This window comes from Algoriphagus sp. A40 (genome assembly GCF_002002735.1).
Lineage (GTDB): Bacteria > Bacteroidota > Bacteroidia > Cytophagales > Cyclobacteriaceae > Algoriphagus.
The window spans coordinates 95,371-119,670 of record NZ_MUNY01000036.1 but is presented as its reverse complement, the minus strand read 5'-3'; the positions used below and the strand labels follow the sequence as shown (position 1 = coordinate 119,670).

Genomic DNA, 24,300 nt, shown 5'->3' with positions numbered 1-24,300 from the left:
CCTGGAATTGAAAATATGGGAAACTGTTTCGGAAGAATTAGGTGCCGGAAGAAAGCAAAATGAGTATAATTCCATCTTGAAAACTGCCGATGTGGTGATTGTATTATTCTGGACTAAAGTCGGAATGTACACTGAAGAGGAATACAGAAATGCAATAGCACTTCGGGAGAAAAATGATCGGCCAAAAGTCTATGTATATGAGAAAAAAGAAAAACCTACTCATCCAATTTCAATTGAAGATGAAACAACCAAGTTGAGATTTATAGAAGCCTTAAAAGCTGGCGGCAAGTTTCATGCGCATTTCAGAGATTCTATTGAATTAGAGAGAAAGTTTCTGGAGGAACTGGATCAGCTTTTTAATGAGGGATATTTTAAGAATGGTGAGAAAGAAACTGTTCTTGAATCGATTTTCAAATTTGCAAAAAGAATACTGGGAATCTCTTTTGTATTAGCGTCTATAGTTATGTTTTATTTTAGAAGGGATGTAATAAATAGATGGACAGGCGGAGACCCTAATTCGCCGATCCACGAATTGATTGCTCCTTTATTTCTAGCAATAATCGGCATCCTAATTTTCATCTTTAGATTTAAAAAGAAATGAAAACCTCAATAAAAACTCACTATTCCTTAAAAGTATTGATTGTATTGATGCTATTCATCTTGCAATCCAATACTTTCAAAATGGGAGGTTTCCAACTGCTCATGAGTTCAGAGCAACAGAAGAAGATCCAACGAATCATGACCTACCTGGAAACCGATCATGGCTTGTTGCATGAAGAGGTTAATGGTATTCTTTATCTTAATGGAGAGAAAAGGAAAAAAATCGTCTTATCAGATGCGCAAAAAAGTAATGTTGCTTCACTTTCTAAAAAACTCGCTGTTGATTTTGATGAATTAAACACATCATTTCGGTCTGTTTATTTTGTTTATGGTAAAGATGACAGTTACAAAAAATATTTTGATCCCCTGATTGAGTTTAGGAGAAGCTTAAATAATTCGACAAAAGATATCGATAAAAATTATTTAAACAATCTATACGCACAGAGTGAAAAAGCTGAAGAGAGGATGGACTTAATAAAGGGTTATGTTGATAAGGCGGCTCTGGAAAATCAGGAGAAGATCGATGCCAGAATCAAGGAAATGTCTATTTGGCAGTGGTTGTTTGGATATTAAGAATCCAAAATGCAGCTGGTTTCTACCTCCGAGGTCTGTGTCTGCACAGACCACTTTACTTATAGTCCTGCTTCTTAAGAAGCCGGGCTGATTACAATCAAACCATTCTTTTCATTCCTCGGCATCGACCGCGTTTCCAGTCAATATTCCTGCACCGAGGTCAATTGGGCGGAGAAAGGGATTGGCTATTGCGCTCTTGTTGTGTAGTGGCGATATTTTTATAGCGAAAGCTTCTTGGCTTTAGCGTCTTTGCCGAAGCGCTAAGGTCTTTATCACGATAGTTTAGCGGAGGAAAAAGCCCTGCTTGAACAACAGGTTATTGCACCACAAATCCGCTTAATAAGTCGAGGTGATTTTTCTCATTTTTTTTCCATATGGCCTCACTCGTCCAGGTGCTGATCTGCACAGACCCGCGATCATCCGAAAAATAGAAAGAATCAAAGATAAAAGTGAAGCCGGATGCCGTCGTTTTTAATACACCCCGAATTACCTCTTGGCCATTTACCAAAATCGATTCAGCTTTGACTACCTCCACTTCCGAACCCATTTTTTCCGACATCGTGTATTTGGCAATTTTGAAGAGATTTTCCTTCTCAATTGGTGTTTCTTCCGAGATGATTATGGCCCAGCTGTCGTTTAATTTCGACTCAAAGGCAAACTCCGCCTCATCGTTTAGCGATGCTGGTGGTACGCGCTTCCATTCTGTTTCATTGTAATAAAAGGAAAATTGGTCATTTTCATTACGGACTTTTTGCAAAGAAGTGGACGGCGTATTGACTGGTTCGGTGATTTTTGTAATTGGGATTTCTTCGGAAAGAAAACCCAAGAGTTCTGGGCGTTCTGCTATTTCCTGTAGCTCATAACTCCATGTCCCGTCATTGTAAACGTAGATCGTGTCGCCTTTTTCGGTGACAGCTTTTATTTGGGAAAATGCAAAATTGCCTGAAGTCAGCGCTAAAATCAGGATCCAAAGACTGATGGTTTTTTTGAGCATGACAGATTGTCTTGAGTATAAAAAGAGAGCCTTTTCTTCTTTGTGAAGGCTTTTCGATTGAAAAATAGAAAAAGGAAAACGTTAAACTATAATCTTTAGAAGAAAATAGTTAGAGGTTCATTCAAGGTTAGAACTAAGTAATTGATTTTTAGATTTTTAATTTTCGTGAAGGAAGAAACGTTGAATATGGGAGGTGTATGGGGACGCAATTCCTTATTGGGGATATTCAAATTATTGGTCAATGACTTGACCAAACCTTAGCGTGTTTCCACTTGGGTCGTTTACATAGAATTCTCTATTACCCCAACTTTGGTCAATTGGCCCGTTATGCACAGGGGAGTCAGGATTATTTGGAACGATTAACCCTCTGCTTACATATTTTTTAAATAATTCATCCACCTCATCCACTCTCACAAATACATTTATACCCAATTTTTGATCGCCTTCTAAAACGGTGAGCCCAAGTTCTGCTTCCCCATTAATTAAATCCACGACCCAATCATCAGCGGAGGCATTGGAGTATTTTAATTCAAAATCCAAAACATGAGTATAGAAGTGAATTGCCTCTTTCATATTTAGGCATCGGAGAAAGGGAATTGTTTTCATTTTGCTTTAATTAAACTACCTGCTTGTCATAAGTTATTTAGAATTTTTGTCAATCGAATCATACTTAGCTTCCCCAAGGAGGGTATTGGGTCAAGAAAAAAGTAAACAACGCCTAGGCGGAGGACACCGAACTAGGAGAAAAAAATCCAACAATAATTGGCTAAATTTTATTGTAAAATCCAACCTTAATCTAACCCGATTACACTATGCCTGAAATACACATCAATTTCGCCGCGGTTGCAATTGCCGTTATTGCCAATTTTATCTTTGGTTTTCTTTGGTACACCCCATTGTTTGGAAAGGCTTGGGCCAAAGAAATGGGCTTTGACATGACCGTAAAACCACCCACCTCAGCCATGTTCAGAGGAATGGGAATCATGATCATCGGAAATTTTCTTTTAGCATGGGTTCTGGCGCATGACCTGACCGTGTGGAACCCGGAATTCTGGGGAATGGATCCTTTCGTAGGCTCTAAAGCCTCATTCGCAGCGATGGCTTCCTTATTCCTATGGTTGGGCTTTTTCGTTCCCGTCGATCTTAATACGGTAGCCTGGGAGCAACGCTCCTGGAAGCTCTTTTTTATCAATACTTCCTACCACTTTCTATCCTTGCTGTTAGTGTCAATGATTTTGATGTATTGGTAAATTCATTTTTATCCATTCCCGCTGCTTGGCAAAGTGGTATGGTTCTCCCTTGAATGGAAGTTTCAATCTGATTTCCTATTAAAAATTTGTTGGGACTAGGTGTTTTGCTTACACTTAGTCCCAACCAAAATCCTACGACACTCAGTGGGGCAACATTCAGCCTTATCCCAAATGCTGCGCCATTGCAGGATCGGTGATACTGGGTTTGGCTGTTTCTACCCGTCCGGCAAATCGGTATTCCATTCCGGCTGATGTGGTGATGGAATAGTCATACCAATTGCCGCTTTTTGACAGCTGCTGATAGGTTTTTTTGCTTTTTTTCAGCGGGATAGAAAGCGTTTCGGAAGGGCCGTACCCATACGTGTTGTCGGTTACTTCTACCTGGATGGAGTCTTTCCCCCCATTTTCACAGTGGATGTGGAGTCCTCCCTCCCGGTGATCATACTCGATCCGCAGGAGCGGCTCCTCGGAAAGCACCGATCCCTTAAACGATTGGAAATAGCCATTGGGCCCAAAGACCTCCAGATGATATTGGCCTGATTTCTCTGCCAGATCCCACTCATCCTGAATTTGCTTCCCGGCCTCGACGGTATATCTTCTGGGAATGCGCTCCAGATTGTTCATGTCATAGACATGATAGACTGCCCCTTTCTTCCCCTGGTTATCAAAGACCAGTTGAATCTGCACCTTGTCCGACATCGGCCGGGCATGGCAATACAATGCATAGGGAAGTGCTCTGGAAAAAACAGAGCCTTTTTCCTGAAACAGCTGAGCGGGTTGCTCGGGAGGAGCTGCCTTTGGAAGCTGGTTGGAAGCGTCGTCCCTCTGTTGAAAGTCCGACATGTCGGGCAGCTTGGGAAATGCAGGATCGTTGGGGGACTCGAAATTAAAAGCTGAAGTCAGGTCACTGCTAACGGCTCGATGCCAAGGCGAGATCGCGGGAACAGTCACACCGAACCTCTTCTCGATAAAACTTGCCACAGAGGTGTGGTCGGCGACTTCGGAATGTATCCATCCGCCCTTGCTCCAGGGCGAAATAATGTAAAGCGGCACCCGCGGGCCCATCCCCCAAGGACGAATTGGGCCTGAAATGGTGTCGCGTTTGTCTTGGTAGATCCGCTTGCTTTTTCCGTCATGCAGCAGAAATTGTTCTGTTCCCTTATCGTTGTTGAAATACATGCCTTTAACAGGAATTGTTGATTTTCCGGCAAGGGTGTTGTCTAAATTATAGGATGGAACTGCGGGGGCTGGCAAATGGTCATAGAGTCCGTCGTTTTCGTCAAAAGTCAGGAAAAAAACAGTTTTGCTCCAAACTTCTGGGTTGCTCGTCAGGGCTTCCAATACTTGCTGGGTAAAATAGCCCGCCCGGTATGGGCTCGAAGGACCACTCGGATGTTCAGAATCATTTCTCGAAGGCAGGATCCAGCTTACTTCCGGCAGTTGGTTGTTTTCAACGTCCCTTTGCAGATCTTTTATGGAGAAATTTCTCATCCCTTTTTCATAGATCTCGGAACCCTGTTTTGCATTCCTGAAGGAGTCGAAGGCCAAACATCCATGCATGGCGCCGGTCCAGTTGTTGTTGGGATCCTGATAGATTTTCCAGCTGATTCCCGCTTCCTGCAAGACATCCGGGATGGTTGGCCACTTGAAGCCGTTAAGTTGATAGGTATATCCGGGGTCGGGTTCCTTGCCGGTCACCCAGCACCTGACGTTGCAGGGCTCTGAGTCAACATCCGTGCAATTGATTCCCGCGGCGCGTTTTTCGGGATCAAAGTTGGAGCCCGACCAGAACATAATCCTATTGGGATCCGTCCCTGTGGCCACCGAGCAGTGATGGGCATCGGAAATCGTAAATGCTTCCGCCAAGGCATATTGAAAAGGGATTTCTTCCCTGGTGTAATAGGCCATGGAGTAGGGCGTCTTAAACAGGGGCCAATACCCGTATTTGCCCTGGTTCCAGGCCGCCTGCATATCTGCAAAATCGTGTGGTGTACCTTTGACCATGGGGGCATTTGGTGTCTTTCCAAACGCGCGATAGGGAGGGACGATCTTCTCTCCATCCGATTGGTGAAAGACTCTTTGACCGCTCGCCAAAGGTATCGGGAACCGATCGCCAAAACCCCTGGCACCTTTTTTCGCTCCGAAATAGTGGTCGAAGGATCTGTTTTCCTGCATCAGGATCACGACGTGTTTTACGTCCTGGATGGACCGCGTAGCGTCAAATGCCTCAACGGCCAAAGCACGTTGGATTAATGGGGCCCAAAGTGTGCCCGCCAGACCTGCAGCGGAAAGTTTGAGAAACTTCCTTCTTCCGTAATCACTCATTGTTGAAAATTTAGGCGAAAAAGAGTCAAAACCTCTTGCTCTTATTCGTAGGGTGGGTGAAGTGCAGGAACGATTTCAACAGCCAAAAAAGGCGCGAATCGAACTGCATTCCGAAGATAAGGAAATATCGTTTTCGGTAGATTGGATCGCAGGGGCAATTGGCCTATTTGTCGAAATTCTTTTGAAAACTATCCAGAACGATCGGCCAATTTCATCCGCAAGAGGGGATAATTTCTGCCTTGGTCGTCCGTGTCGGTCCTCTCAAATGTCTGAAATCCGGATCTTCGGTAAAACTCGACAGCCTTGGAATTCTGTTCGTTCACATCAACCTTGCCCGCTCCTAGCTGAGTCAGCGCAAACATCAAAAGCTTTTTCCCGAGGCCTTGTCCGAAAAAGTCTGGATCCAGAAAAAGCATTTCTACTTTCCTGTCCAGGACACCGACAAAACCCAATACCCGGTCTTCACCGGTCAGACAAAAGACGTCCAGCTGATTGAAATCTATCGACTTGACCAATTCTTTGATTTCTTCGAAGTCGGTCGGAGACAAAAAGTGGTGGGTGGCCAGAACGGATCTTTCCCAAACGCCTATGAGCTGGTCTCTGAAACCCTCCCGATATGCCTCTATCTTGAAATCATAATCGTCCATTTTTAGTGTGTTTTGCCTACACCTAGTCTCAACTAAAATCCTGCCACACTCAGTGGGGGGTCATATTCATTCCTGCAATTAGTTTTCTCATTCAATTGTGGTTTGTCTTGTTTCCAGTATTCGTGTGCGAATGTTGAAGTTTTGCAACTGCGCCACCGAATTGGCCTGTGTTCGGATAGGTTTAGGAAGCATTTCATTGTCCGATATCTCAACCTGCCGGGATCAAAGTGCAAGTGTCAATATCTGTTTTTTGGCGAAAAGGAATCACGTAGGATTGTTATTATTAAAATTCTATCTTTTCAAATGCCTATAAATTGAACATTTGTATCTCATCGAAACCTAGTGAAAAGCCTTAAAATTTCGTCTAAATTATTTCTTACGCATACTGCTATCGGTCTGGTGGTCCTTGTAGTTTTATGCACAGGCTTTTATATCGTCATGCGCGATGCTTTAATACAACGAACCATCGACCAGCTTTTATCCATCAATATCTTAAAAAACGACCTCATCAAAGAACACTTCAGGAGATCACGCAATGATCTTCAGGCGTTAGAATTGGAGCACAAATTTCTGGGTCTTTACCAGTCTTTGGCTCAGGATGCACCAAATAAAAGCAAATCCGCCAAAAATGAATTTGGGGAAATTTCGGAATTGCTGAAAGTTTATGAGTTCAAAAATTTATACCTGCTGGATACCAATTTCCAGGTCCTTTTCAGTACAAAAGAAGAGAACGTCTATCCACTTTTGAAGAAATCCGCGGATTCGCTTTTGCGGTCAGAGAGAAATCTGTTTCAAATCATAGACGCATCTGCCTATTCTGCATCCAAGAAAACTTTACTCTATTATTATATTCCAATCGTTGATAAAAATCAGGTAGTCGGCAGCATATGGGTAGAGGAAGACTTCCAAAAAGTACAGGATATTCTGTTGGAGAATACTGGAATGGGCAACACGGGTGAATCGTATATAGCCGCTGGGGATTATCGCCTGCGGTCCACATCCAGGTTCTTCCCAGATGTCCCGCCACTCACGATCAAAGTGGATACGGAGGCAATCCGCAATGCTTTCCGGGGTTTGTCGGAGGATCATATCATTGACGACTATCGCGGTAAAAAAGTGCTGAGTGTTCAAAGGCCGATTGAAAATGCCACGCTGGAATGGATGCTTATTTCAGAAATGGATTTTGATGAGGCCATGGCTCCCATTATTGAACTACGAAATTATCTTATTGGAACGACATTGATTATTTTGCTCTTGATCGTTTTGATTACCTTTTTCCTGTCGAATGCTATAGCAAGACCAATTCTTGAATTGAAAAACACAGTTTTTTCCTTGTCGAAAGGCATAATTCCAAATCAAACTCCCCTGACATCCTCTACAGATGAGATCATTCAGATCACCAGAGCAATTAACGAACTGACTGATGGCCTGAAGCGCACCACTGATTTTGCACAGGAAATCGGCTCGGGTAATTTTAAAACATCTTTCAAAACGCTTAGCGACTCTGATATGTTGGGCCAGGCTTTATTACACATGCGTGATGAACTGCTGATTTTGAGAGAAAAGGAAATTAAGCTTGACAGAGAGAAGGCAATAGCGTTGTTGCAAGGGCAGGAAAATGAGCGACGACGTATCATTCAGGAGCTACACGACGGCGTGGGCCAGATGCTTACCGTGATCCGAATGCAAGTAGATCGTTTTGAAGGTGACAGTGAATTGAAAGCGGAGATCAAAAATCAAATTAATAACACTGTTGATGAGGTGAAGCGTATATCCTACAATGTAATGCCTCATGCCCTGATTGATTATGGATTGGAAGCTGCCCTGAGGGGTTTATGCGATCATGTGAAAAAATATTCTTCAATCACTGTAGATTTCACGTATGTCAAAGACATCGATCGCTTACTTACTTTTGAAATGAGCATAGCGCTGTTTCGGATTGTCCAGGAAGCGCTTACTAATATTGTAAAACATGCTCATGCAACCAAAGTCAGTCTGCATGTGCTGGACAAGGAAGACGAAATTTATGTGGTAGTGGAAGATAATGGAAAAGGATTCGTCGAAAGTGAAGTTTTGAAAAAAGATGGATTAGGTTTGAGAAACATCCGCGAACGAGCCAAATTGTTGGATGGATATGCTGAGATTCATTCATCGAATGAAGGAACAAGTATTGAAGTACATATCCCGATCCCCACAACCTGAGGCATTATGGATAAAATAAAACTGCTTTTAGCCGATGACCATCCCCTCATTCGCGAGGGGTTTAAATCTCTCTTGGGTAAAAATGAAAATTTTGAAATTGTTGCAGAAGCCGGTAATGGAAGAGAACTTCTGGAGGCATTTGAAAGAACCAGGCCGGACATAATTCTGACGGATATTTCTATGCCGGTTCTCAATGGCTTTGAAGCCATGGAGCAACTTATCAAGCAAGGAGCTTCTGTTAGATTCATTGTACTTACCATGCACGAAGAGCAGGTTTACATCTTGAACGCCTTAAAGATTGGCGCACATGGCTATGTGCTTAAGAATATAGAAGGGCCGGAGCTGGAAAAAGCAATTACTACAGTTTATCAAGGCGGCAAATATTTCAGTCCTCTCATTACCAATATCATAGCAGAATCGTTTCAACGTCCCGAAGATGGAGACATTGAAGAAATCACGTCGCGTGAAAAGGAAGTTTTACAATTGGTTGCTCAGGGTTACAGCACAAAACAAATAGCGGATAAGCTCTCCATCAGTATCCGGACGGTGGAATCTCACCGGATAAACATGCTTAGGAAGATGAGAGTAAATAACTCTGCCGAACTGATCAAAAAATCCATTCAACTGAATTTGATTTAGCCTTCCCATACCCCCATATCCGTATAAACCCTGAGTCATTTATGGTGTATTTCCTGATCTCCATAGCTGCTTAAGCGCCGTTTATTTGTATAGCGAACCAAACGTTATACTTATGAAAAAAGCCATAATTGGGTTAGTTGCTCTGTTCAGCATGAACTTGGCGATAGGTCAAACAGTCCCAAAGAATGATCCGACATATTCTGCCAGCAATTACAAGCATCCAAACAAGGCCGCCTATGCCAAAAAGCACATGGTCAGCCAGAGCACTACGTTTGACATTACTTCTGTAATCGTGAGCGAGAATTATAAACACCCAGACATGCGAACTGCCAGAAAGAAGGCAATCCTACCGTCAGACAATGTTGCAACCCGTTCCAATAGGTCATACAAACATCCTTATGGGCGGTAAATGAGGGGTAGCTAAGTATAGAAACGGGCAAGTCAAGACTGATTTGCCCGTTTCTGTTTTTAGTCTGGGTGGGCCTGGGTGTAGTTTGTAACTACACCCTAATATCCTGACCAATTTTTAATTGGCCATTGGCCTAAACTCACCAAAAATCCACATCGATTAGTCCTTTTAAACCCGAGTAATTTCTGGGACTGGAGAAAGCTTCAACGATTAAATTAAATTGTCAAATAGAAAGCGAATTGCAAATTCGTTAGGATAGGAAGGTGTAGTTACAAACTACACCTAGTCCAAAGCATTTTTCTACTACACCTAGTGGGGGCTTTACCAATTAAAATAAATTGTCAATTAGAAAGCGAATTGCAAATTCGTTAGGATAGGAAGGTGTTTTGTAGACTCACCTAGTCCCAATAGTATTCCTACTACACCCAGTGGGGGGATTGCAGAAGTTTTACCAAATAATCTCGTCTGTCGTCGTATTGAAGCTTTTTGCATGAATTATGTTGAGTTCTGAAAAATCCATTTTGTTGTCATCCGAGAGTGTCGCAAGCATTTCATTTCTGCTAACTGAAATAAGCTTAAAAATATCATATGTTGAAACAGCTTTATTAAATGCAAAATTAAGTCCCATTTCTTTTGCAGGTACACTTGGATAGATTATTGCGTCTGCCTTTTCATTTGATAAGTATAATGCCAGATTGCAATACGCTGTGGTTATGATATAAGTCTTTTGGTCTTTTTTTGCATGTCTCCTAAATTTCTCAAACAAAAATCTATATAAAACTATTGCCCCCGCTTTTGTTTCTGGGTCATATTGTTGAATCGTCTCGTCGAAACCTTTTCCATAATGTTTATCGAAGTCTGACACTCGTAAGTGTTTATCTGGTGAAGTAATAATAACTATTTTTAAAGGGTTTTGTATTTCCCACTTGCTAATAGTTACATAAACCGTATCGCCAGGATTAATATTTTTTGTCCAATCATCTGCGATTTCCAAATAAGATATTTCTCTGGTCTCTGAAGAATAAAGTTTAGATTGAAATGGACGATTACATCTTGCAAAAGATTTTACAACTTCTTGTGGGGCAATAAATATTTCTGATACTTTATTGAATTGAATTTCGTCTTTCGTGTGAGTCCTTGACCGCACAACCGTAGTTGACGGTCCTAAAATATCGATAATTACTGGAATGCCCTTAATTGTAAGAAAAGCTATCATTGCGTTCTCGTAAGCAAATTCATCATCTGGGTCTAATTTTTCTAATTTGCTGATTGCAATATTTACAGTATCAAGTGTCATAAGATGGGTACTCAAAATAAATGGTTTTAACGTTTTCCAGCTTGGAGAAGTAGCAAAGTTAGAAGGACTTACTTTCAATTAAGCACCAATGTTTATTAGAATTCAGAATGTTCAATTAGCCACTCGTCTGTTAGAGGTAATTTTATTTAAACATTGATTGAAACAGCTCTTTGTTTTCAATATTTGAAAGTGTCTCTATAAATACAGAATCAATATTTAGTGTAACAAGCTCAGTATTATTATATGCATGTGATCCGACTACAACTTCATTTTTTCTCTTTTCTTGCTGGTGTCCGTTATTTATTAAATTGATAATTTCAAGCCCCAATGGCTTTAATATTTTTATCACTTCCAATACGAATTTAGGGTCAACATTCATGCCAACAGAAATTAAGGCTCTGTCTAATAGCTTTCCACCCCCACCAGTAAATTCTTCTAAATTCTCAAATCCGTTTTTAACAATAGCAAGTCTGTATTCAGAGAATTTTGGAAGTAACCTATTTAATTTGATTTGAAACTGTGATTTTTTAATGTTCTCTTCTACTTTAGTGAAATTTTCATTTGAGGTCTTAATGTAGGCTTCAATCTCTGAAATCTTTTTTGTGTCTTGTGATTTTGTATCCTTGATTAAACTCTCTATGTTTTTTAAGTAAGTCTTATTTGATTCGGTCAATTGAATAACCTGATTTTGTAATTCTATTACAGTTGAATTTATTGTTGACTCCTCAGTTAAAATAACCGTTTTATTGGTAGATGTATCTAGATACCTAGAATAAAAAGTGTCTTCTTGCATTTGAGGACGATATTTAGTCTGAAGTAGGAACACGAAATAAAGAAATATTGGAATTATCAATATTGCTGAAATTGCTAAAACTGGGACTAACCAAATGGGTTCATTAATCGTCTTCGCACCTGTTAAAAGAAGTCCAACCAATAGAACTAGTCCAGCAAACCAAACTGCTAATAGCTGTATTGGTTTTGTAATTTTGTCTGGCTGTATTTTCGGATTTTCCATAAATTTATTTGTCGTTTAAAATTATTGCCAACGTTTTATATCCGAAACTCCCCCTTTTTATTGCGTAAAGCATCTCATCTTGGCGTGCCTCTCGCAACTGCTGCAGGTATTTTTTCCTTGCGATTAGTTTCGCCCTGTTCTATGACCAAATTAACTATTTCGTCTAAACTATCTATAGTGCTGTGAAAATTTTTGTTTAAAATGGCTAGAAAAAAGTGTGGCGGCCGAAATCAGCCGCCAATCTTGAATATTCAACCAAATTAACCTTAAGATTTTTCCCTGCACTAGCCTAGGAATCCAAAGCCCCAAGCCCAAACGGAACAGCTGTTGACGGTCGTCCGTCGACCGTTGACCATTTCCTTGTGCTGAGCGTAGCCGAAGCATCACTCAAACCCAAACATCACCGGAAACAAAAACACCACCACAGCGGTCCAGAGCATGTAAATCGGCAGGTACACCACAATGGTTTTTCCCACTTCTTCCAGCGCAGCTTTCTTCGTGGCAGTTTGGTAAAGCTTCCACGTGATCTTTAGGAGGTGGATCAAAATCAGAATATTTCCACCCAACACCGCCATTCGGTTTGGAGTAATTCCCCACTCGGAAATCCGGAATACAATCGCAGAAAGGGCGACTCCATTGACCACCACAGTCACAATGGAAAGCAGCAGTAGAATCCAGACACCGGAGTAATCGGTTTTTTTGCCTGAACTCTCGGCAACGGAAAAGAAAATCAAAGCAATCACTCCGATCAAGACCACGTTGAAAAGCATCAGGAATTCCCGGTCGTTGTAGGGATCTTTTCCGGTCACGGCAATGGCTACCAGGTAAACTACCAACATCACCAACACCAGCGGACTGAAGATTTTGGCAATCACCGGAGATACTTTGTTGACCAACTGAGGATTGGTGTGGGTAAGGTAAACTCCAAGAATCGGAACCGCCGGAAGTCCAAATGGCACCACGTATCGAGCCCAAAAGTCTCCGATTTGGACATCTATCAATAGAAACAAGTTGATCGTGATTGCACTGAGCAGCCCGCCTCCAATTCCGATCAAGACAGACATGACCGCAGCTTCTCCATTAAATCTCAGGTAACTCAAGCGGTTTTTCCAATTCAGAAGATCCCGTCCGGAGTACGCAGCACCCAACAATCCCCAAAGAATAAGCGGCAAATGGATACAGGCCAAAACCAGCATGTCGGTTTCTCCTCCGGGAAGTGAATTGATATAAACCAGCGAAAGTCCGGTGATGCCGACAAGCACGGCTTTGGCGTTGAGGGAGAGTTGGTTTTTCCAGGCAAAAAAGGCCGTGATCAGGGGCAGGACGATAAAGCTGATATTTCTCGGATAGAAAAATTCCTCATCGACGGAGAAGATCTCAGGAATTTTGGCCAGAAAACCGGCTATCAGAATGGCGAGAATTACATAGCCATGTTCTTTTTTGGAACCCCAGGAAATAGCGTCAGGCTCGTCTTTGAGGCGTTCGTGCCAGAATTCAGTCAGTTCTTTGCCCTTGATTTCAGGATAAACCGAAAGAAAGGCCTGTTTGAATTCGGACTTGTTGGACCGGTAAAGTTTCTCCAGTTCTCCGGGGTTTTGGAGGTGGGAGAGGATTTGATTTAGCATGGCAGGTTAGGATTGAAATGTGGAAGAATGACAAATGGGTAAGTCAGGGCTTAATCAAAGCGTCCGGTGAAGTTGAAAGCAAGCACGGCGGCCATCCAAAGCGCGACGAAATAGAATATCGTGCTGAGGATGATGGCGATCAGTTTTTGCTTTCCGAAGGGAAACCAGACAAAGCCCATCAGGTAGAAGATCACTCCACCTACAGCTCCGCCCAGAGGAATCAAGGTCAACGGAGCCAGCATCCAGGATTCGAAAACATCCTCTTTGGTAAGGATGATGAAAAGCAGGAGGGCAAAAGGCGCGCTTGCCCCAAGCACAGCCGGAAGGACCAGGCTTCTGAGGGTTTGCCCTTGGAGGAAATCGTTTGGCTTGTTCATGATAGTCAATGGATTAGGATATAATTTACTGGAAAGTACTTTGTGTTTCAAAGTATGTGATTAAATTTTTTTAGGTTTTGTTCTCTTTAATCAAATTTTCAAGGAATTCGAGATGGGACTGAAAGGCCTTTTTGCCTTCCTCGGTCGCCGAATAATTAGTCAGCGGCTTTCGGCCTGCAAAGGATTTTTCCACCCGGATATAGGCCGAATTTTCCAAATTCCTCAAGTGAGAGGCCAGATTGCCGTCCGTGACCTCCAGGATTTCCTTGAAGGAATTGAAGTCAAACTGCTCATTGACCATCAGAATGGACATGATCCGCAGCCGGATGACATTTTCAAAGGCCTTGTCGTACGTTCCTTTCACGTTATCGGTCGTATTTGTAATACATCATGGAGCCGTAGATCACATGCAGGATGCCAAATCCCAATGTCCAACAAAGGAGGCCATATTCGTGGTGAAAAGCAGCTATCAGGCCTAGAATCAACTGGCCATATCCAAGATTTTTGATTTCACTCAGAGTAAAATGGGAGGCGTTGATCAATCCAAGTCCATAGAATACTAAAGTAGTTGCCGCGATGAGATGAAAGTAACCTTCGTGGATCAGGGCAAATGAAAAAAGCCCGCCCGTAACCACCGGGATAAATAGGGCAAGGAGAAATCGTTTGCTCGCCGATGACCAGAACTTATGGGAGTTTTTTTGACTTTTCTTTCGGCTAAGGAGAAAAGCTGACCCCAGGGCCAACAGCAAAACTACCCCTGCAAGAAGCAGCATATTGTTCATGAGCTCAGTTCCGTGCATCTCCGTAGCCCCTTGACTATAGGAGGTCTCAGGGAAATAAACCCAGTACCAGACGATCCCTGCACCAACAAGGGCATAGATCCCCGCCAGTACTCCTGCCAGTCCGTTGAGCGAAAGGAAGCGGGTGCTCCGCTCCATCATGGACTTGATGTCTGCTAATTCTTGTTCCGGTTTTCTCATATCGAAAAGTACTTTGTGATGCAAAGTAAATGAAGTTTTGAGAAGTTGATGCTTCGGGGAGAAAATATTTTTTAGAAACCGGCATTTCAAGCCCTGGATGAATTTACTCCTGGTAAAGGGGATTTTAACAGCGAAGGGATTTTACCACAAAGAACTCGGAGAAAAAAGAAAATTAGGAATTGAACCTGTATTGAACTTCAATCCCTTTCCTTCTCTCGGACGTTTTTCAAGATCGCAGAGAAAAAGCTAAAGCTTTTTGGTGTTGCAGATCTGCGAAAACCTGCCTGCGGCGGGCAGGTCTGTGACTTTTTCTGTGAAAATCTGTGGGAAAAAATTAGCCGCAAAGGACGCCAAGGAACGCAAAGGGTTTTAACCACTGAGGGCACTGAGATTTTGGTTTTGTATCAACAGGCAGCGAAAGAACCCCATTCGCTTCAGGCAATCAGAAGGTTTTTCAAGGGCGCAGAGGCAAAAGCTGAAGCTTTTTCGGGTCCGATTTGAGAGAAATTCTTGGAGCCCTCTAATAAAATCTCTGCGAACTCTGTAGTAAAAAAAATAACCGCAAAGATCTAAGCGGACAAAGAGAGGTCGAACTTCGGGAAAGTTTTAACCGCGATTTCCACGCCAGTTTGATATTTTGCAGTATTCAATCCAAAGCCCATGAGCCTAAAGCAAGCAGTATCATTTTCCATTCTGGTTTTCCTGACTTTTTCACTCCAGGCCCAGGAAATTTTTGTTTCACCCTCCGGGAATGACTCCAATGACGGAACCAAAAAACTTCCTCTGAAAACCATCTCTTCTGCACAAGCAATGGCCCTCAATCTTTTGGAAAGCGGAAAGGAATCTGAGGTTACTGTTTGGTTGACTGGTGGTATTTACCCGATTTCGGAGCCTCTGGTTTTTGAATCCTCCAATACAGGCATCGGTAATGGGAACCTTGTTTTTAAAGCCCAAAAGGGAGAATCTCCGGTTATTTCAGGGGGTGTGGAAATTGCCGGTTGGAGCAAAAATGCAGAGGGATTTTGGGAGGCCAATTTGCCGGAAGCTTTGGAAGAGATGGACGATTACCGTGAGCTGTTTATCGGAGGGGAAAGGGCCATCCGGGCGCGTTTTCCCAATGTAGGTTTTCTCCATGTGAAAAAGGCAGGAGCAGACCGGCGCACCAATTTCTTTTTTGAAAAGGATGATTTTCCGATTCCTGGAAATCTGGAAGGTTTGGAGTTGGTATTCCTGCACGATTGGTCCATTTCCAGAATCGGGGTAAAAGAAATTGATTCGACAAATAGTCAGCTTTTCACAGTGGATTCTATTGGAGCGAAATCTCCCGATTTTTTCACAATTGACAATTGGGAACCCAACCCGCGCTATTTCCTCGAGAATGCACCTGAGTTTTTGGATGCGGATTACGAATGGATTTTTCGGAATGACTCAAAGAAATTTCTACTGAAACTTCCAGAAGGCATAAATCCCAATGCCCTACAAGTGGCAATTCCACTATCGGAAGGCTTGATTTCAATCATCGGGGAGGAAAACCAACCCGTCAAAAACATCCATTTCGAAGGGATTACCTTCCAGTTCAGCAAATGGGAAATCCCCGAAAAAGGGTATTGTGGGATTCAGGCATGTCATTTTGATCCGAGGCCTTCGACTGGAGACTGGGCTGTGGTGCCGGCAGCAATATCTGCTGTCTGGGCAGAAAATGTTTCATTTACCGGCTGTAGCTTCAAAAATTTGGGAGGCTCAGGCATTTGGTTTGGGACCGGTTCCAAAAACTGCAAAGTGGTGGATTCCGACCTTTCAGATATTTCCGGCAACGGGATTATGATCGGAGAGGGGCAGGACCGAAAAGTCGGCGACGAACCTTGGTGGACCTCGGCCCCGGATCAAGTGGCTTTGGGAAATACCATAGAAAATACGACCGTGACTCAAGTTGGGGCTCAGTTTTACGGGGCAGTGGGAATCTGGGCTGGTTTAACTGCCGAAACCACAATTAAGAACAACCATATTTTCGACTTGCCTTACACCGGGATTTCCGTGGGTTGGATGTGGAGTCCTGTGCCTACCCCTTCCCGGCAAAACATCATTTCCGGAAACCATATTCATGATATTATGAACATCCTGAGCGATGGAGGTGGGATTTATATGCTGGGTCTCCAACCTGGCAGCCAGATTCTCAACAATCGGATTTATGATGTGGAAGTCAATGCAGGTCGTGCCGAAAGCAACGGCATGTTTCTCGACGAAGGCATCACCGATGTGTTGGTGGAGGGTAACTTGGTCTACAACATTGCCAAATCTCCGCTACGGTTTCATCGAGCCACAGTCAATCTAGTAAAGGACAATTACTTTTTCAGCAAAGACAGGAATCCACCGATCCGCTACAATACCACCAAAGAAGAGGATATCCAGAAAGTGGACAACAAGGTGTTTAGCCAGGGAGAACCAACCTATCAAAAGGAATTGGACAATGCCATTGGAAAGTGGGAGAAAAAAGATAAAAAGGCTAAAAGTCGATGATTGGTAAAGCTTTTCTTTCAGGTCAAATGAGGCAGATTAGAATGAAAATTATAGAAAAGACTGACTCTGATCTTTTTAAGAAATTTTCAAATCCCGAATCAGGATCTTGAATTTCAAATTCCGAATATGCACTAGCTATGGAAAATACCTTCGATGCCATCGTGGTCGGCTCCGGAATCTCCGGAGGCTGGGCAGCCAAAGAACTTTGTGAAAAAGGCCTCAAAACGTTAGTCTTGGAGAGAGGCCGATCTGTAGTCCACAATAAGGATTATCCTACTGCCACACTCAAACCTTGGGAAGTTTCTCACCGAGGTCGGCTAACTCATGACTTTCTCAAAGAGAATCCCCTGATCAGTAAAGCGGCTGGGTTTGGAGAGGAAACCAAGCATTTTTTCATCGAGGACAAGGATCACCCTTACATTCAGGAAAAACCCTTTGATTGGATCCGGGGCTATCAGGTTGGTGGCAAGTCCCTGACTTGGGGCCGGGCTACCCAGCGGTGGAGCAGGCATGAATTTAAAGCACCCGAACTTCAGGGTTACGGAATGAACTGGCCGATCGGCTATGAGGATGTCGCTCCCTGGTATTCTCATGTAGAGGAATTTATCGGTGTTTGTGGCTCCAGAGACGGGATCGAAGCCATGCCGGATGGGGAGTTTATGAAGCCTTTTCCTTTCAATTGTGCCGAAGAGTGGATGAGTCAGAAGATCCGTCAAAATTATTCTGACCGGCATCTGGTCCATGCCCGTTGGGCCCACCTGACTGAACCCAAGCAAGTCCATTTTGATCAGGGTCGGGGGCAATGTCAGGCCCGGAATATGTGCATGCGGGGATGCCCGTTTGGGGGATATTTCAGCTCGGTGTCTTCCACTTTACCCTGGGCTGAGCGGACGGGGAATTTGACTATCCGACCTCATTCGGTCGTACATTCTATCCTTTATGACGAATCCACGGGCAAAGCAAGCGGAGTTAAAGTGATCGATGCAGAGACCAATGAAGTGATGGAATTCAAGGCTAAAATCATCTTTTTGAATGCCTCAGCGCTAAACTCTGTCCTGGTTCTGCTCAATTCCAAATCAGACCGCTTCCCAAAAGGGCTGGGCAATGACCACGATTTACTTGGCCGTTATGTCGCATTCCATAACTACCGGGGATGGGTTTCGGGAGAACTGGATCAATTTCAGGACAAGTACTACTACGGGCGCAATCCCACAGAACCCATTTTGGCTAATTTCAGAAACCTTGGAAAAAAGGATCCCGATCTGGATTTTGTGGGCGGATACACTATTTTTTCAGGAGCCTGGAGAGGAAGAGGAAAGGAAATGTCCAATCCTACTTTTGGCGCGGAATTCAAAAATGCCCAAACCGAACCCGGCAACTGGCATGTCTACATGTACATGCAGGGCGAAACCATCCCCAAAGCAGGGAATCATGTCCGCCTAAGCGAAACGGAAATGGATCCTTTTGGAATTCCCCAACTGGTCACTTCAATCGGATATGATCAAAATGACGAAAACATGCTTCGGGATTTTTTCACTCAAGCCAAAGAAATGCTGGAAAAAGCCGGGGTGAAAAACCTCGAATCCCGGGACTCCGGACAGGCTCCAGGCCTGGATATTCACGAAATGGGCGGGGCACGGATGGGAACCTCTCCCGAAAATTCCATGCTGAATTCCTGGAATCAGCTCCATGCCTGCAAAAACGTCTTTGTCACGGATGGTGCTTGCATGACCAGTACCGGCAACCAAAGCCCATCGATTCTCTACATGGCGCTGACTGCAAGGGCAGCCAATTTTGCTGCCGAAGAGCTCAAAAAGGGAAATCTATAGATCGAATCAGGAATCTGAATTTTTCCCGATTTCTCCCAAGTGGGTAAATTTAAAGCCTTTTTCAAACTTCAGTCCGTAGCCCATTATTCGGTCAAAGGAAGCATGGGAAAAGAGGATGATTCCTGCGATTTCCAGGATTTCCTGATTGAGAAAAATTCCCAAACCGAAAACCAATAAAGCGATTCCTTTGTGGTGAAACATATTGTACACCGCAGCACCGGTTTTTTCTCCCAAAACATAGCCCAGCATCCCTATATCCGGCAGGAAAAACAATCCCACAAACCACCACCAGGAAATTCCGGTCAGTTGAAATGCCCAAAGGCTGATTAGAAACATGGCTAATTCTTCGAGTTTTAAAATTGCTTTCATACAGAATCAGAAATTTTGAATTTAGAATAAAATGAATGTCCGTTTTGACACCAGCATTTAAAATTTACGAATTGGTCTCGACAAGCTCGACCACTGAAATTTTATTTTGAATTAGGGAGGGAGGAGGAAATGCGGCGAAGCCGCATTTCCTCCTCCCTCCCTATAGACCAAGAGCGCCGGACACCGAGCTTGTCGAGGTGTAATCAAAATATAATGACCATGGGCGATAGCCAACATCAGGCGAAATCGATCTTCAAACCCTCCTTCATTTGGTTGTAGCAATAAAGCTGATAATCAGAATTTGGTGAAAGTTTGAAGATGATTCAATGTGACCTAGGGTAATAATACACCCAACTTTAATAAACTTTTCTCAAGCCAAAACTTAGGCTTTCGACAATCCCAGCAATTCCAAAAGCCCTAAATCTGGAAATTTGACCCCAATTCCTGAAAAGCCTTGAAACGATTTTCGGTTTTTATGAGGTTACAATTGCCAGTATTGGGAGTGTTTTGCAGCAGTTTGTTGGGTTGATCCACATGTAAAAGTGCCAAAATCCTGCTTTAAATGCTTTGGAGGCACAAGGAACAGTCCTTGCATAAACTTCGGTATTCACTAAACCAATTATTTGTCTTATGAGAACTACAAATTCAAATTCAACCTCATCTACCTTCCGAACTTCTGCAATAAAAAGATCAGGAGCGATATTGCTTTCAGCATTTTGCCTGGTAGGAATGGCTTCATGCGATAATGAAGATGATGAACCGATTGTGGACACTGTCAGTCAGCAGGACAGAAACTTTGCCATTTCTTCTTCGCAATTCATCAACGCCCAGCTATCGTTTGGTCAATTGGCGCTTGACAAAGGCCAGGATGATTCTGTATTGGAATATGCCGGGATGATTCTGGAAGATAACACAGAGATTAAATCTGAGTTGACCGGAATTTTGGATTCTAAGGAAGTGGAGATGTCTGAAGATATTTCTGCCGAAATGCAGACGAAATATGACGAACTTGCGCTTTTGACAGGTGAGGCGTTTGACGAGGCTTTTATCGATTTTCAAATCAGTGAATTGGACAATTCCATTTCCATGTTTGAAAATCAGATAGACAACGGCCAGAACTTTACCATCAAGGGATTTGCTTCAAAGACATTGGATTCGATTAAGTCCAATAGAACCGAGGCTGTCAAAGTAAGAACCGAAATTGACATCGAGAACATCTAATCAACCATTTTCCCAAATTGAAAAGCCGATTTCCATAATGGAGATCGGCTTTTTTTGATCTTTGGTTTTTGCTGTGCTGCTTCTCTCTTTGCTGTGCTGCTTCGGGAGAAGCAGTATAACCAGCATAACTAAAAAAAAATGCAGACCAAATTGGCCTGCGCTTTCTTCAGAATAAATAGATAGATCGGGTAAATGATTTTTAATACCTAAAACAGCATTGGAGCAAACATTGATAGGTAAGTCCTCCAGTTTGCCCAAGTATGGCCGCCTTCATTTTCGAAGTATTCGTGTTCAAAGCCCGTTTTGTCTAACACACTCAAAAGCCTTTTGTTTGATTCCATCACAAAATCCTCTTTGCCGCAGGCCACCCAATAGGTAGAAACACCACTTTCCTTGAGGGCTAGGAATTTCTTTTCCATCTCAGCCATATCCGCATTGGCATCGAAGATCCCGCTGCTGAAAACTCCGATGTAACCAAAAGTGCCCGGGTAGTTGATTGAAGCGGTAATGGTGTGGCCACCACCCATAGAAAGTCCGGCCAATGCGCGATGGTCTTTGTCTGCTTTCACCCGGAAGTTTTTCTCGATATAGGGTACTACGTCTTCTACGAGGCTCTTTTCAAACTTGCCCTGATACTGTGCAAAAGTTTCACGGGTAGGGGTAGGAAGGCCAGGTATCTGTCGAAGCGTGGAAGATTGCCAGGCATTTCCATTTGTCATGACGACGATCATGGGCTTTGATTTTCCTGAAGCAATCAGATTGTCCAAAATGAGGTTCGCACGTCCCAAAGAGGTCCAAGCATCCTCGTCTCCTCCGGCACCATGAAGAAGGTAAAGGACCGGATAGGAATCCTTTCCGCTGTCATATCCCGGAGGAGTGTACACGTACATTCTTCGGTCTGTTCCCAAAGAAGGGGAATTGTACCAAACCTGGGAAATGTTGCCATGCGGAGTGTCATTGAGTTGGAAAACGGTCGATTCCTCACCCGGAACCATCAGCAAACTGGCATAGCGGGTACCATCTCTCAAGGCATGAGGATTGGTGACATCAATCGCAGCCACCCCGTCAATGAAGAAATTGTAATGGTACATAGATGCAGGTAATGGCTTGGTGGTAACAGACCATACGCCTTGTTCGCCTTTGGTCAAAGGGAGGGTTTCCCGGAATCCCATCCAGCTTCCGTTGAGTGTGACCTCGGTGGCCTTTTCTGAAAGAATCCGAAAGGTCACCGACTTGTCAGCATTGACTTCGGGAGAAACTACCCGGGGAGCCTGCATGGCACTGATCTCCTGAGCCTGAACATTTATTGCTGTTCCTGTGACCAGGTAAACTGCAAGAATTAGAATTCGAAAGTTGAGTTTCATAGGTAAGATTAGTTAAACAATTGAGGTGCAAATTGGGAAAGGTAAACCCTCCAGTTTCTCCAGATGTGGCCTCCTTCGCTTTCGACATAAGTATAAGTCATCTTCATCGCATCGAGTTTCGCGAGGTATTCCTTATTGGCATTGTAGAGGAAATCCGTCTTGCCGATGGCGATCCAATACAGCTTGTAACCGTTGTCCATCTGGGCTTTCAGGGTTTCGTCAAAGTTGCTGTACACCTTTCCGGTGGCATCTTCTCTCGGCATAATCGCCGCTGAGAAAAGTCCCATGTAATCGAAAGTATTCGGATAGTATCGGGAAATATGCAAGGTGTGATAGCCGCCCATTGACAAACCTGCGATGGCACGGTTGGCTTTGTCTGCTTTTACTCGATAGTTGCTTTCTACAAATTTGATGATGTCACTGAAAGCCCCTTCATAGGTTCCGTCCATGGTTTTTGGGATCATAAACTGCGGTTTGTAGAAGTTTTTGCTGCCTTCTCCGGGTGCTCCGTCTTGGATTACATTGCCGTTTGGCATCACCACGATCATCGGTTTGGCCTTGCCCTCTGCGATCAAATTGTCCATGATCTGAGCAGTCCGTCCCAAAGCAATCCAGGCCTCTTCGTCTCCGCCAGCTCCATGCAAAAGGTACAAAACAGGGAGTTTTTCAGTGGAATTCTCATATCCAGGAGGAGTGTAGATGGTGATCCGACGATCCATCCCTAAACCCGGAGAATCATACCAGCGACGGGTAACTGATCCATGCGGAATGTCATTGGTTTTGAAAAGGTCCGCATGTCCGCCTCCGATGATAAAGATATTGGTTACCGAAGCCACATCACGGATAAGGAAAGGATTGTTTGGGTCGATGGTGCTGAGTCCGTCCACGACAAAGGAGTAGCCATACATTTCAGATTTCAATGTTTGGGATTTGAATTCCCAAACACCATTTTCGCCTTTGGTCAAACTGGCTTTTCCGGGACCGTCCATTTGGCCCATCGGCGTTTCCATTTTCTCAGATGGGAGGAAATCCCCGGTCACCTGTACTGCCGTGGCATTGGGTGCATGGATACGGAAAGTGACCGAATTGTCCGGATGGATTTCCGGGGAAATGATGTTTTGTGCTCGAAAAAGAGCCTCCTGCGCGTTGGAAGTAATTCCTAGCAGTACAACAAATAAAAGGGTAAAGAGCAAGTGTTTTTTCATAATTAATGGGCTATTGTCTCAATGTGTGAAAATAGAAAATGATTAGATTAAATCCTAGAAAATTGCCACGAAGGGAGAAATGCTCCAAAGTTTTGGAGCTGTAGCAAGAAATAGAACTTTCTGCTAGTTGCCGGAAGTATAATGTTTTTGTGATGCTCTGATAAAATTGAACAGCCACCGATTTCTGGAAAAGCTCGAAAAATTCACTTCGAAAAAGCCTTGATGCTTAGGGGATAAGTAAGCGATCTGAAGGACTTTTATAACAAAAGTCAGAGATTTTTCTTTTCAGGATTTTGTCGGACGTCATAGAAGGCCAAAATCAAAATAAACTTCGACTTGATCGTATAAAAGACTCAGGTTTGCTTTGTGAGTTGAAACCCTCGAATTTTTTTCTCTGTAATCTCCAACGAACCGATTTCCGGAAAGCTTTCCAAAATATCTAAAAAATCATTGGTGAGGGATTTGAATTTTTCAACCGAACCTGCTCCCCATTTGTATTCCAGGTATTTTAAGATCATTTGAAAATCCTTGTCGGCTCGTTTGCTGACAAATATTTTCATTTTTTCGGTTTCAAAAATTCCTCTCGGGTCATCAAAGAAGATTCATCCTCGGATTCTTGCAAGGCCAATAAAATCCCCTGTTTTTTATCCTCAGGCAGGTCTTCCCAAAGTTTACCGGGCTGAGACTTTTTCCGAAGGGACAGAAAATCCCTGAGCGTCTCCAGAAGCTGCTCGTTTTCAATTTCTTCCACGAGTTGATGAACGGATGCTTTTAGAGTTGTAGACATAAAGACATGCTTTTGTTGATTTCAAGTTAGGAAACATTGATTCGAAAGAAAAGACTTCGGAAATGGTTTCTCATT

The 24,300-nt window shown here is 43.3% G+C and carries 24 protein-coding genes; 9 read left to right on the top strand and 15 right to left on the bottom strand.

All coding sequences use genetic code 11. From position 1 onward, the window contains the following. Positions 1–7: 7 nt before the first annotated feature. Entirely contained in the window at positions 8–601 is a 594-nt protein-coding gene (locus B0E43_RS25410) for a hypothetical protein (RefSeq protein WP_139352652.1), read from the top strand. Continuing rightward, the gene (locus tag B0E43_RS25405) at positions 598–1,173 is read left to right on the top strand and encodes a hypothetical protein (RefSeq protein ID WP_077346805.1); all 576 of its coding nucleotides are present in this window, start codon (positions 598–600) and stop codon (positions 1,171–1,173) included. The genes B0E43_RS25410 and B0E43_RS25405 overlap by 4 nt, the downstream gene beginning before the upstream one ends. 316 nt (positions 1,174–1,489) lie before the next feature. Here the strand turns inward: B0E43_RS25405 and B0E43_RS25400 are convergent, their stop codons facing one another. Next, positions 1,490–2,167, bottom strand: coding sequence for a hypothetical protein (locus B0E43_RS25400; protein WP_077346803.1), 678 nt, complete (start codon positions 2,165–2,167; stop codon positions 1,490–1,492). Between the two features lie 231 nt (positions 2,168–2,398). Beyond that, complete coding sequence (locus B0E43_RS25395) at positions 2,399–2,773, bottom strand: glyoxalase superfamily protein (RefSeq protein WP_077346801.1); 375 nt, start codon at positions 2,771–2,773, stop codon at positions 2,399–2,401. Between the two features lie 206 nt (positions 2,774–2,979). On the opposite strand from B0E43_RS25395, the gene B0E43_RS25390 reads away from it, so the two are divergent. Further along, entirely contained in the window at positions 2,980–3,417 is a 438-nt protein-coding gene (locus B0E43_RS25390; RefSeq protein ID WP_077346799.1) for a DUF1761 domain-containing protein, read from the top strand. A gap of 162 nt (positions 3,418–3,579) precedes the next feature. Here the strand turns inward: B0E43_RS25390 and B0E43_RS25385 are convergent, their stop codons facing one another. Continuing rightward, a complete protein-coding gene (locus B0E43_RS25385; protein ID WP_077346797.1) occupies positions 3,580–5,742 on the bottom strand; it encodes a phosphocholine-specific phospholipase C in 2,163 nt (720 codons plus the stop codon). A gap of 188 nt (positions 5,743–5,930) precedes the next feature. Continuing rightward, the gene (locus B0E43_RS25380) at positions 5,931–6,389 is read right to left on the bottom strand and encodes a GNAT family N-acetyltransferase (protein WP_077346795.1); all 459 of its coding nucleotides are present in this window, start codon (positions 6,387–6,389) and stop codon (positions 5,931–5,933) included. Between the two features lie 342 nt (positions 6,390–6,731). On the opposite strand from B0E43_RS25380, the gene B0E43_RS25375 reads away from it, so the two are divergent. From B0E43_RS25375 to B0E43_RS25365, 3 genes are all read left to right on the top strand, one after another. Then, the gene (locus B0E43_RS25375; protein WP_168171884.1) at positions 6,732–8,591 is read left to right on the top strand and encodes an ATP-binding protein; all 1,860 of its coding nucleotides are present in this window, start codon (positions 6,732–6,734) and stop codon (positions 8,589–8,591) included. Positions 8,592–8,597: 6 nt separating this feature from the next. Next, a complete protein-coding gene (locus B0E43_RS25370) occupies positions 8,598–9,230 on the top strand; it encodes a response regulator transcription factor (RefSeq protein WP_077346791.1) in 633 nt (210 codons plus the stop codon). A gap of 112 nt (positions 9,231–9,342) precedes the next feature. Further along, the gene (locus tag B0E43_RS25365; protein ID WP_077346789.1) at positions 9,343–9,639 is read left to right on the top strand and encodes a hypothetical protein; all 297 of its coding nucleotides are present in this window, start codon (positions 9,343–9,345) and stop codon (positions 9,637–9,639) included. A gap of 448 nt (positions 9,640–10,087) precedes the next feature. Here B0E43_RS25365 and B0E43_RS25360 read toward each other — a convergent pair whose 3' ends face one another. The 6 genes from B0E43_RS25360 to B0E43_RS25335 all read right to left on the bottom strand — a co-directional run bounded on the left by B0E43_RS25360 (position 10,088) and on the right by B0E43_RS25335 (position 14,933). Then, positions 10,088–10,951, bottom strand: coding sequence for a hypothetical protein (locus tag B0E43_RS25360; protein WP_217349133.1), 864 nt, complete (start codon positions 10,949–10,951; stop codon positions 10,088–10,090). A gap of 127 nt (positions 10,952–11,078) precedes the next feature. Continuing rightward, entirely contained in the window at positions 11,079–11,951 is an 873-nt protein-coding gene (locus B0E43_RS25355; protein WP_077346785.1) for a hypothetical protein, read from the bottom strand. 383 nt (positions 11,952–12,334) lie between these two features. After that, positions 12,335–13,576, bottom strand: a complete 1,242-nt coding sequence (locus B0E43_RS25350; protein WP_077346781.1) for a DUF4153 domain-containing protein — start codon at positions 13,574–13,576, stop codon at positions 12,335–12,337. 50 nt (positions 13,577–13,626) lie between these two features. Continuing rightward, complete coding sequence (locus tag B0E43_RS25345) at positions 13,627–13,953, bottom strand: hypothetical protein (protein WP_077346779.1); 327 nt, start codon at positions 13,951–13,953, stop codon at positions 13,627–13,629. Between the two features lie 70 nt (positions 13,954–14,023). Next, positions 14,024–14,317: a transcriptional regulator gene (locus tag B0E43_RS25340; protein ID WP_077346778.1), complete on the bottom strand. Its 294-nt coding sequence runs from the start codon at positions 14,315–14,317 to the stop codon at positions 14,024–14,026. 1 nt (position 14,318) lies between these two features. After that, a complete protein-coding gene (locus B0E43_RS25335) occupies positions 14,319–14,933 on the bottom strand; it encodes an LPXTG cell wall anchor domain-containing protein (protein ID WP_077346777.1) in 615 nt (204 codons plus the stop codon). A 660-nt stretch (positions 14,934–15,593) separates the two neighbouring features. Between B0E43_RS25335 and B0E43_RS25330 the strand changes: the two genes are divergently transcribed. Further along, positions 15,594–17,450 (top strand): right-handed parallel beta-helix repeat-containing protein, encoded by a 1,857-nt coding sequence (locus B0E43_RS25330; protein WP_077346776.1) that lies wholly within the window; start codon positions 15,594–15,596, stop codon positions 17,448–17,450. A gap of 137 nt (positions 17,451–17,587) precedes the next feature. Further along, complete coding sequence (locus tag B0E43_RS25325) at positions 17,588–19,279, top strand: GMC oxidoreductase (RefSeq protein WP_077346775.1); 1,692 nt, start codon at positions 17,588–17,590, stop codon at positions 19,277–19,279. Between the two features lie 6 nt (positions 19,280–19,285). On the opposite strand, the gene B0E43_RS25320 is transcribed toward B0E43_RS25325, so the two are convergent. Beyond that, a complete protein-coding gene (locus B0E43_RS25320; protein WP_077346774.1) occupies positions 19,286–19,648 on the bottom strand; it encodes a DUF4260 domain-containing protein in 363 nt (120 codons plus the stop codon). Positions 19,649–20,278: 630 nt separating this feature from the next. On the opposite strand from B0E43_RS25320, the gene B0E43_RS25315 reads away from it, so the two are divergent. After that, positions 20,279–20,869, top strand: coding sequence for a DUF4142 domain-containing protein (locus B0E43_RS25315; protein ID WP_077346773.1), 591 nt, complete (start codon positions 20,279–20,281; stop codon positions 20,867–20,869). 206 nt (positions 20,870–21,075) lie between these two features. Here the strand turns inward: B0E43_RS25315 and B0E43_RS25310 are convergent, their stop codons facing one another. The 4 genes from B0E43_RS25310 to B0E43_RS25295 all read right to left on the bottom strand — a co-directional run bounded on the left by B0E43_RS25310 (position 21,076) and on the right by B0E43_RS25295 (position 24,225). Next, complete coding sequence (locus B0E43_RS25310) at positions 21,076–22,233, bottom strand: esterase (RefSeq protein ID WP_077346772.1); 1,158 nt, start codon at positions 22,231–22,233, stop codon at positions 21,076–21,078. An 8-nt stretch (positions 22,234–22,241) separates the two neighbouring features. Next, positions 22,242–23,438 (bottom strand): esterase, encoded by a 1,197-nt coding sequence (locus tag B0E43_RS25305; RefSeq protein ID WP_077346771.1) that lies wholly within the window; start codon positions 23,436–23,438, stop codon positions 22,242–22,244. Positions 23,439–23,791: 353 nt separating this feature from the next. Next, on the bottom strand, positions 23,792–23,998 hold the full coding sequence (locus tag B0E43_RS25300; RefSeq protein WP_077346770.1) for a type II toxin-antitoxin system RelE/ParE family toxin: 207 nt from the start codon (positions 23,996–23,998) through the stop codon (positions 23,792–23,794). After that, complete coding sequence (locus tag B0E43_RS25295; RefSeq protein ID WP_077346769.1) at positions 23,995–24,225, bottom strand: hypothetical protein; 231 nt, start codon at positions 24,223–24,225, stop codon at positions 23,995–23,997. The genes B0E43_RS25300 and B0E43_RS25295 overlap by 4 nt, the downstream gene beginning before the upstream one ends. Positions 24,226–24,300: the final 75 nt, after the last annotated feature.

Bases quoted from the DNA above. Each gene is read 5' to 3' on its own strand.
- B0E43_RS25405 (WP_077346805.1), top strand. From the start codon at position 598: ATGAAAACCTCAATAAAAACTCACTATTCCTTAAAAGTATTGATTGTA.
- B0E43_RS25400 (WP_077346803.1), bottom strand. From the start codon at position 2,167: ATGCTCAAAAAAACCATCAGTCTTTGGATCCTGATTTTAGCGCTGACT.
- B0E43_RS25395 (WP_077346801.1), bottom strand. From the start codon at position 2,773: ATGAAAACAATTCCCTTTCTCCGATGCCTAAATATGAAAGAGGCAATT.
- B0E43_RS25390 (WP_077346799.1), top strand. From the start codon at position 2,980: ATGCCTGAAATACACATCAATTTCGCCGCGGTTGCAATTGCCGTTATT.
- B0E43_RS25385 (WP_077346797.1), bottom strand. From the start codon at position 5,742: ATGAGTGATTACGGAAGAAGGAAGTTTCTCAAACTTTCCGCTGCAGGT.
- B0E43_RS25380 (WP_077346795.1), bottom strand. From the start codon at position 6,389: ATGGACGATTATGATTTCAAGATAGAGGCATATCGGGAGGGTTTCAGA.
- B0E43_RS25370 (WP_077346791.1), top strand. From the start codon at position 8,598: ATGGATAAAATAAAACTGCTTTTAGCCGATGACCATCCCCTCATTCGC.
- B0E43_RS25365 (WP_077346789.1), top strand. From the start codon at position 9,343: ATGAAAAAAGCCATAATTGGGTTAGTTGCTCTGTTCAGCATGAACTTG.
- B0E43_RS25355 (WP_077346785.1), bottom strand. From the start codon at position 11,951: ATGGAAAATCCGAAAATACAGCCAGACAAAATTACAAAACCAATACAG.
- B0E43_RS25350 (WP_077346781.1), bottom strand. From the start codon at position 13,576: ATGCTAAATCAAATCCTCTCCCACCTCCAAAACCCCGGAGAACTGGAG.
- B0E43_RS25345 (WP_077346779.1), bottom strand. From the start codon at position 13,953: ATGAACAAGCCAAACGATTTCCTCCAAGGGCAAACCCTCAGAAGCCTG.
- B0E43_RS25335 (WP_077346777.1), bottom strand. From the start codon at position 14,933: ATGAGAAAACCGGAACAAGAATTAGCAGACATCAAGTCCATGATGGAG.
- B0E43_RS25330 (WP_077346776.1), top strand. From the start codon at position 15,594: ATGAGCCTAAAGCAAGCAGTATCATTTTCCATTCTGGTTTTCCTGACT.
- B0E43_RS25325 (WP_077346775.1), top strand. From the start codon at position 17,588: ATGGAAAATACCTTCGATGCCATCGTGGTCGGCTCCGGAATCTCCGGA.
- B0E43_RS25320 (WP_077346774.1), bottom strand. From the start codon at position 19,648: ATGAAAGCAATTTTAAAACTCGAAGAATTAGCCATGTTTCTAATCAGC.
- B0E43_RS25315 (WP_077346773.1), top strand. From the start codon at position 20,279: ATGAGAACTACAAATTCAAATTCAACCTCATCTACCTTCCGAACTTCT.
- B0E43_RS25310 (WP_077346772.1), bottom strand. From the start codon at position 22,233: ATGAAACTCAACTTTCGAATTCTAATTCTTGCAGTTTACCTGGTCACA.
- B0E43_RS25305 (WP_077346771.1), bottom strand. From the start codon at position 23,438: ATGAAAAAACACTTGCTCTTTACCCTTTTATTTGTTGTACTGCTAGGA.
- B0E43_RS25300 (WP_077346770.1), bottom strand. From the start codon at position 23,998: ATGAAAATATTTGTCAGCAAACGAGCCGACAAGGATTTTCAAATGATC.
- B0E43_RS25295 (WP_077346769.1), bottom strand. From the start codon at position 24,225: ATGTCTACAACTCTAAAAGCATCCGTTCATCAACTCGTGGAAGAAATT.